The organism is Limnospira sp. PMC 289.06, assembly GCF_032350395.1.
Taxonomy (GTDB): domain Bacteria; phylum Cyanobacteriota; class Cyanobacteriia; order Cyanobacteriales; family Microcoleaceae; genus Limnospira; species Limnospira platensis.
The window spans coordinates 1-7,623 of sequence record NZ_JARPLC010000006.1 but is presented as its reverse complement, the minus strand read 5'-3'; the positions used below and the strand labels follow the sequence as shown (position 1 = coordinate 7,623).

At 44.2% G+C, this 7,623-nt stretch carries 8 protein-coding genes; 2 read left to right on the top strand and 6 right to left on the bottom strand.

Features of this window, described 5'->3' with window-relative positions:
• Positions 1 to 224: 224 nt before the first annotated feature.
• A complete protein-coding gene (gene nadA, locus P5674_RS02585; RefSeq protein WP_014274501.1) occupies positions 225 to 1,190 on the bottom strand; it encodes a quinolinate synthase NadA in 966 nt (321 codons plus the stop codon).
• A 128-nt stretch (positions 1,191 to 1,318) separates the two neighbouring features.
• Between nadA and P5674_RS02580 the strand changes: the two genes are divergently transcribed.
• On the top strand, positions 1,319 to 2,215 hold the full coding sequence (locus tag P5674_RS02580) for a TIGR04168 family protein (RefSeq protein WP_014274502.1): 897 nt from the start codon (positions 1,319 to 1,321) through the stop codon (positions 2,213 to 2,215).
• Positions 2,216 to 2,364: 149 nt separating this feature from the next.
• Here the strand turns inward: P5674_RS02580 and psbU are convergent, their stop codons facing one another.
• From psbU to P5674_RS02560, 4 genes are all read right to left on the bottom strand, one after another.
• On the bottom strand, positions 2,365 to 2,799 hold the full coding sequence (psbU, locus tag P5674_RS02575; RefSeq protein ID WP_014274503.1) for a photosystem II complex extrinsic protein PsbU: 435 nt from the start codon (positions 2,797 to 2,799) through the stop codon (positions 2,365 to 2,367).
• Between the two features lie 452 nt (positions 2,800 to 3,251).
• Complete coding sequence (locus P5674_RS02570) at positions 3,252 to 3,698, bottom strand: SRPBCC family protein (protein WP_006616920.1); 447 nt, start codon at positions 3,696 to 3,698, stop codon at positions 3,252 to 3,254.
• Positions 3,699 to 3,787: 89 nt separating this feature from the next.
• Positions 3,788 to 5,260: a 9,9'-di-cis-zeta-carotene desaturase gene (gene zds, locus P5674_RS02565; RefSeq protein WP_014274504.1), complete on the bottom strand. Its 1,473-nt coding sequence runs from the start codon at positions 5,258 to 5,260 to the stop codon at positions 3,788 to 3,790.
• A 50-nt stretch (positions 5,261 to 5,310) separates the two neighbouring features.
• Positions 5,311 to 5,655: a hypothetical protein gene (locus P5674_RS02560; protein ID WP_006616918.1), complete on the bottom strand. Its 345-nt coding sequence runs from the start codon at positions 5,653 to 5,655 to the stop codon at positions 5,311 to 5,313.
• 602 nt (positions 5,656 to 6,257) lie between these two features.
• Between P5674_RS02560 and P5674_RS02555 the strand changes: the two genes are divergently transcribed.
• Positions 6,258 to 6,746: an arsenate reductase/protein-tyrosine-phosphatase family protein gene (locus P5674_RS02555; protein WP_014274505.1), complete on the top strand. Its 489-nt coding sequence runs from the start codon at positions 6,258 to 6,260 to the stop codon at positions 6,744 to 6,746.
• 4 nt (positions 6,747 to 6,750) lie between these two features.
• Here P5674_RS02555 and P5674_RS02550 read toward each other — a convergent pair whose 3' ends face one another.
• The gene (locus P5674_RS02550; RefSeq protein WP_014274506.1) at positions 6,751 to 7,521 is read right to left on the bottom strand and encodes an ABC transporter permease; all 771 of its coding nucleotides are present in this window, start codon (positions 7,519 to 7,521) and stop codon (positions 6,751 to 6,753) included.
• Positions 7,522 to 7,623 lie beyond the last annotated feature (102 nt).

The following is a 7,623-nucleotide window of genomic DNA, read 5'->3' as shown; positions in this document are numbered from 1 at the left end:
GAGGGCGGGCGGGTTTATTCATCTTCGCGCCCCTAGTGGAGGAATTAGACAGGTTTGGAGGGCGGGTTTATTCATCTTCGCGCCCCTAGTGGAGGAATTAGACAGGTTTGGAGGGCGGGTTTATTCATCTTCGCGCCCCTAGTGAAGACATTCGCCGAACCCGCCCCTACATGATATTGCCCTCTCCCAGAGGTAGACAGAGAAGGATTTACATTCCCTATTAATTAACTCATTTCTAACATCCGCTGAATAGGTCGCAATGCCGCCTCTATGGTAGATTGGGGTAAGGTGATTTCTGGCTGTCTATTTTTCATAGATAAATAGAGTTTTTCGAGGGTGTTTAGCCTCATGTGGGGACACTCATTGCAGGCGCAACTGTTCATGGGGGGCGCGGCAATAAACTGTTTGGCGGGAGCCTCTTTTTTCATTTGGTGAATAATTCCGGGTTCTGTAACTACAATAAAAGTGGAATTTGCACTTTCTTTGACGTACTTTAATAAAGCAGTGGTAGAACCGATATAATTAGCATGACGTAAAACTGGGGGTTCACATTCGGGGTGAGCAATAATTTCCGCGCCGGGATATTCAATTTGTAGCTGCACAATTTTCTTTTCGGAGAAATTCTCATGCACCATGCAAGCCCCCTCCCATAATAGCATTTCTCGTTGAGTTTCTGCCATGACATAGCGCCCTAAGTTGCGATCGGGTGCAAAAATAATTGGCTGATCTGCGGGAATTTGGCTAACTATTTTGACGGCATTAGCACTGGTGCAGATGATATCACTCATCGCCTTAATGTCGGCAGTGCAATTAATATAAGATACCACTAAATGGTCAGGATGGGCAGCTTTGAAGGCAGCGAAAGCATGGGGAGGACAACTATCAGCTAGAGAACATCCGGCATTAAGATCGGGGAGTAAAACCTGTTTTTCTGGATTGAGAATTTTAGCGGTTTCTGCCATGAAGTGAACCCCGGCAAATACAATAACATCTGCATGGGTTTCGGCAGCTTGGCGCGACAGTCCTAGGGAGTCGCCAATATAGTCGGCGATGTCCTGAATATCGGGGTCTTGGTAATAGTGGGCCAGCACGATCGCATTTAGGTCTTTCTTTAAAGTGGCGATCGCCTCAAACAAGTCCTCTGGCTTCTCATATTGGGTCGGTTGTCGGTCTAAAGTCGCTGCAAACATCAGTTGACCTCTGGTTTGTGATTCTCTAATTCCTAATTATAGTTGAATTCACCAAAAAGAGTAAAGCCAGAAATCTCAACCTGGGGTCGCAACAACTTATCCTAGAAAAAAACGTACTATTAGATACAATGAGCCCATCACCGGAATTAACTATCAAAATTGCCCTCATTGGAGATATCCACGACCAATGGGAACCAGAAGATGAGATAGCCTTAAAACAGTTGGGGGTAGACTTAGCCCTATTTGTAGGTGATTTTGGTAATGAAGCCCTAGAGGTGGTTAAGGCGATCGCTCAGTTAGATTTACCCAAGGCGGTAGTGTTTGGAAACCATGACGCTTGGTATAGCATGACCGAGTGGGGTCGCCAAAAATGCCCTTACGATCGCACCCGGGAAGACCGGGTGCAAACCCAAATTGATCTGCTGGGACCCGCCCACGTTGGCTATGGAAAACGAGATTTTCCTGAGTTAGGATTAACGGTTGTCGGTACTCGGCCCTTTAGTTGGGGAGGACCACAATGGACTAATCAAGAATTTTATCAAACCCGCTTTGGTGTCAACAGCAACCAAGAATCAAGCGATCGCATTTTAGCCCAAGTTAAAAACGCCGCCTATGACCAGATTATTTTTTTGGGACATAACGGCCCTAGTGGTTTAGGAGACACCCCAGAATCACCCTGTGGTAAAGACTGGAAACCCATTGGCGGTGACTATGGCGACCCCGACTTTGCCGAAGCTATTACCCAAACCCGCAATTACGGAAAAACTATCCCCCTAGTCGGTTTTGGTCATATGCACCACACCCTCCGCCATACTAAAGCCTATCTGCGGAAATCCCTAGCTGTCGATGAACATCAGACTATATATCTTAATGCTGCCAGTGTCCCACGCATTCAAGGCACAGGATCTGATAAATATAGACATTTTGCGATCGCTATACTGAAACAGGGTCAAATTCGGGAAGCCTCCCATATTTGGGTCAACTCTCAAGGTCAGATCATCCAACAACAACATCTATACCCATAGACCACAAAAACGAACCGCCCCCTTTTCTCACAGACCCACACCGACTTAGGGCGCGTTGTCCATAGAAATGGCGGCGGTTATAAATTCTTAGCCTGATTCCTAGCCTAGAATAGTTACATTTTAGCCATCAACTGATTCTCTACTCCAACCTAGTCATAGACTCCGGTATTGAGGCGGAAATCTCCTTCCTGTAGAATCGGCTCTACCGGAGTGATGGTAAACTCACCGATATAGCGTTCTATAATCTCTTTCTGGGCATCGGTTAACCCCGGAATTTCTAATACTTCCTGCACTGAATCATAGGGCGCTGCGTCAATGATCATTTTGGCCAATGTGGGAAACATTCCCGGATATTGACGGAATTCTCGGATTGAGCTATTATTCAAATCCAGTTTTTTCCCAAATTCAGTGCCCAGCTTTGCATCAGCTTTGTTTCTGCGGTTAACTTCCGCCAAAACTGGTGCTGGCAGACTTGGTAATTGAACAAAACTCAAATCCGCTGCCCATGCAGACTGAGGGGCACTCCATCCTAGCAAACCTACCAACAAGCCTACTAACGCTAATACCTGACCCAATCGTTTCATTAAATCTCTTCTCCCATTTGTTCTAAACTACATAGACAGAATCCACAAAATCTGTATTACGAATCCTGCAATATTGTTGAATATACCCCAACACCGGACATTTGCCGGAAAATAATTCGGAATTGTCGATCATGGATCGTTCCACCCCTTCCCCTCTCAATTGTCAATTCCTGCACAATTTGATATTCCTCAACCCGCCACCATTAGGCAATAGCCAATCTCCGGGAATTATTAATTGTTAATTGTCCTCGGAATTATGTTAAGTTTTGTAACAAGCCCCCTCGTCACAAGTAGGGGGGTGGGGGTTGCTTTCTGAGTTTATTTATGCTATTATGCTAAATGATGGGAGTATTGACATAATTTTATTGATGGCACAGATTACAATTATGTAATATATGTCAATATTGTATCAAGATTCGGGGCGACCTGTCAACCCTTCCCATAAATAAAGTTCAGCGATTAGCATAATAATCTAAAGCATAATCCCTAAAACGTTCCAAATCCTTAGCAATAGTAGACTCAACGACACCCCCCAAAAAAAGATTATCCATAATCTTACCTAACAGACCGGGAATAGCATAAGACACGGAGAGGCGGACAATACTACTACCATGGCGATCGTAAAAACGGATAGCGCCTCGGTTAGGCAACCCATCGACTGATTCCCATTGGATAATCTGATGTGGAATCTCTTTAAGAATGCGAGAAAGCCAGCTAAATTCAAAGTTACCACTAGCCAACTTCCACTTAGAAAGTTCTGGGTTTTCTTCCAATATATTCACGGACTCAATCCACTTCATCCACCGTGGCATTTGTTCTAAATCCGACCATAAATCCCATGCGATATCAATGGGAACATTAACTTCTATTTGCACGCTATGTTCTAACCAATCAGCCATTTGAGTTACTTAATTATTAAGGTGTGAGGTAGTTTATATTGAGGCATAGTCCCCGCCCTACTTATAGCAAGCCAGACAGGGACAATATTTTAGCTCTGTACCCCCAGCTTGCTTAGTTCCAAAAAGTTAGGGGCATTTTCCAGGATAACACGGGCAGCCTGTCGCCCGGAGAGGGTAGCACCTTCCATGCTATCAATATAATCCTGTTGTGTGTAACTACCAGCTAAGAAAAAGTTAGCAACGGGAGTTTTTTGGGGGGGACGGTAGGGGTCCATTCCGGGGGCTTCCCGATAGAGGGACTGGGCTAGTTTAACTACACTATACCAAGTCATATTTAACTCTCGGGAAGAGGGGAAAAGTTGGTGAACTTGCTGGAGAACATGATTGGCGATCGCCTCATTATTTTGTTTAATAAAAGGGTCGCCCGGAGTTAAAACCAACTGTAGCAGAGAACCCTGTCCTGAGCGGTAATAATCTCCCGGACTGGTTAAAGCCAAATCAGCAAAACAGGAGAAATCGGCATCAGCAGTATAGAGTAAGTTATCTATACCCACGGCTTTTTCTAACTGTTGGCGTGCGAGTGAGTCTTGGAGTTCTGTTACCCAACCATCAAAGCGTAATTGCACTGTGGCTACGGGAACAGTATCTAACTTGTAAATGTTGTCAAATTCCGGCCATTTTCGCCAAGCCTCTGGGAGCATTTTTTGAGCCCCAGGAACATCACAGGCGCAAACATAAGCATCTGCAATAATGGTTTCTTCGGCTTCCCCTTGGGCGACCACCAAGCCAGTGACACGGGTTTTACCGTCAATTTCTGTAAACTGAATTTCTCTGACCCGTCGTCGCAGATGAATTTTAGCGCCCCGTTGTTGGAGATAGTTAACAATAGGTTTATGGAGATATTCCGCCGGAGACCCTTCCAACATTCGCAAGACGGAGGCTTCGCTTTTGGCTGCGAAAAACTGGAAAATCGTGAGCATACAGCGCGCGGAGATATTTTCAGTATCGATAAAACCCAAAGCATAGGCGATGGGGTTCCACATCCGTTTTAGGCTACCTTCAGACCCTCCCTGGCGGCGAAACCAGTCCGCAAAACTGACTTTATCTAGGTCTCGAATGTTTCTCATGGCTCCCTCAAAGTCCACCAAACCCCGGACAATGGGGCTAGTTCCCAGGGCGATCGCATTTTGCAATTTATCCTGGACGGAAAGCTGAGAAGTGGTGAAAAAGGCTTTTAGTCCGTTGAAGGGTGCGCCAGTAAAGAAGCGAAAATCTAAACTTCCGATCACGCCGCCGGGGTTGACAAAGCAGTGAATATGGTCTTTTAATCGCAGATTCTCAAAGGCTCCCACCTTTTTCATTAAATCAAATAGTTGGTAGTAGCAGCCAAAAAAGACGTGCAGACCCATTTCGACATGATTACCTTCTGGGTCTACCCAACTACCTACTTTACCACCCACAAAGGGGCGGGACTCAAATAGTTCTACTTCATGTCCAGCATCAACCAGATCAACAGCCGTGGCCATGCCAGCTAATCCAGCTCCAGCGATCGCAACCCGCATCCTACATTATCCTTAACAGTTCCTTTACGAATTTTAACAATAAAGTGATGCTACTGATCGATTTTTCGTTCAATTTTCCAGTTATGGGACTTGCAGATTGATTCTAGCATCTCCACAAAGCTGTCGATCCTGGCTTTTCCCGCACCATAACCTAGATTTAAAAAACCGACATCTCCACCAGCAGTGATGACATCAATTTCACAATAGTCAAATTCGGCATAGTTTAAAATTATCGTGGTTGACAAATTGGCGGAAATTCGCGCCGAAAAGGACTCCTCGACTAAGATATTGACATTCCCAATAGTGCGGACAATGACATCAGGGAAGTAGTCGCGCAATTCATGAACTAGCTGATCTAAATAAGAACCCCGTAGGATAACTGTTTGAATATTCATAGGGTGATTGGCTTGTAAATCTTATTACCTGATAGGAGTTCACCGCTGAGAATTAGCCGAGAATTACCCGGCTGTCCTCAAAGTTTCACCTTGGTGGATCTAACCCTATCTCTGTTATTATCCTGCCATCTGGGAGAAAATGATTCAGTTTTCCAAAAAACTTAATATAGTGACCACAGAACCCCAGCCTTAATCATATCCGCCCTCATGCTGAACCAATTGTATAACTGAAAAGTTTTATGTAACTGAGAATACACTGAATGATTATGTCTATGGTACAATGCGATCGGGTTCTCAGTCAATTATCACAACTGGCAACTGGGTTCATATTATCACTTTTGAGAAGTTTTATCACTATGGTACTCAGTCTATGGGTTGAGACTATTCTGATTACCCGCTGTCTGGGGACGTTCTAAGTTGATGTCCATCAAATAAATTGCCGAAATCTATCCAATAAGTTATATTGGTTGTTGCTACACTGGATCTAGGGTAAGATTTATTGAGAACATGGCAGGGCTAATTTACCAACCAGCCCCTAAACTTCCGCCTACCAGATACATGGTTGCTGTCTGAACCCACATTTAATCAACATCAAGGTGCTTATGAAAACAATTTTATTTTTGTCTACAGGAAATGACTATCTGAGTCGATTTTCTGAGTATTTGTTTAATTATTTGGCGGAAACCAGGGGCTTGAGTTGGCGGGCTTATTCGGCTTTATTACCAGTAGATAAAAGCCATTATTCTAGTAATTATTCAATGGGGGCGATCGCCTTAGAAGTGATTTCGGAATTGGAGAAGCGGGGTATTTCCTTAGATTATTCTGTCCGAACCATCAGACCCGTATCCCAAATTAACTTTAAAAATGCCAATAAAATTATTGCCATTGAGGAATCAATATATCGTCCGTTAATGGTTAAACGATATCCTTCCTGGGTGAACACGGTGGAGTATTGGAATATATCCGATGTGAAACCAGCGAGCCGGGAGTTGTCTTTACAGCAGCTAGAAAAGCGGATTAACCAAATCATTGACCAGTTCACACCCAGTCGGGGAAATTTAGCCTCTGTGTGGGCGGGATATGATGACTAATGGCTTATAATTCTCGGCGGGAAAAAATAGCGATCGCCAAGGCTAATAGTAGGACGGTGTAAATGATACCATATCCAGCATTAGCCACGAGAATAGGAACATCAGGGATATCTGCATAAACGGCATCATTTTTGAGATTCAGACGGGCTAAATCCGGTAAAATGACATACATTGCCGTCATCACATTTTCAATGGTTTGACTATCGCTAATTTGACCCAATTCGAGTAAGTCTCGGCTGAGACTTCCCATTACATAAACCGCAAAAGTTAGGAGTGTAGCCAACAGAGAACTGGTTAACACGCCTAACAAAATGCCCGCCGCCCCAATTAGCCCAAACTTAATCCAAATCAACAGATTAGAAATGGCGATACTTGGTGCGGGGTATGGAATTTGGTTAAGACTTAAAACCCCCATATATATGGCTGTCATTACCACGACCAAAACTGCTAAGACCGCCCACAAACCCAAATGTTTACCAATAATCAATTCCGGGCGGCTAACCGGCTTAGAAAGCAGTAAATAAACGGTGCGTTTTTCAATTTCCTGGTTAATTAAAGTGGTACTGACAAAAACTGCCACAATTAAGCTAAGAAGGCTGATAGCAGCCAAACCGAGATCTAAGACAATTTTATCTTCTAAACTAGCAGCGACTTGGGGCATTAGTTCAACTGCTGCGACCATCAACAGCGCAAAGATACCCAAAATATAGAGAACCCTAGCGCGCATGACTTCCCAAAACACATTTTTGGCGATCGCCATTATCCTTCCCAACATGATGCTTGACCCTCCTATAACCACGATGGTTATCACTTGACTAGGATTCTGATACATTTACGCGACATTTATCCGGCTATTGCCTGACAATGCGACGATAGC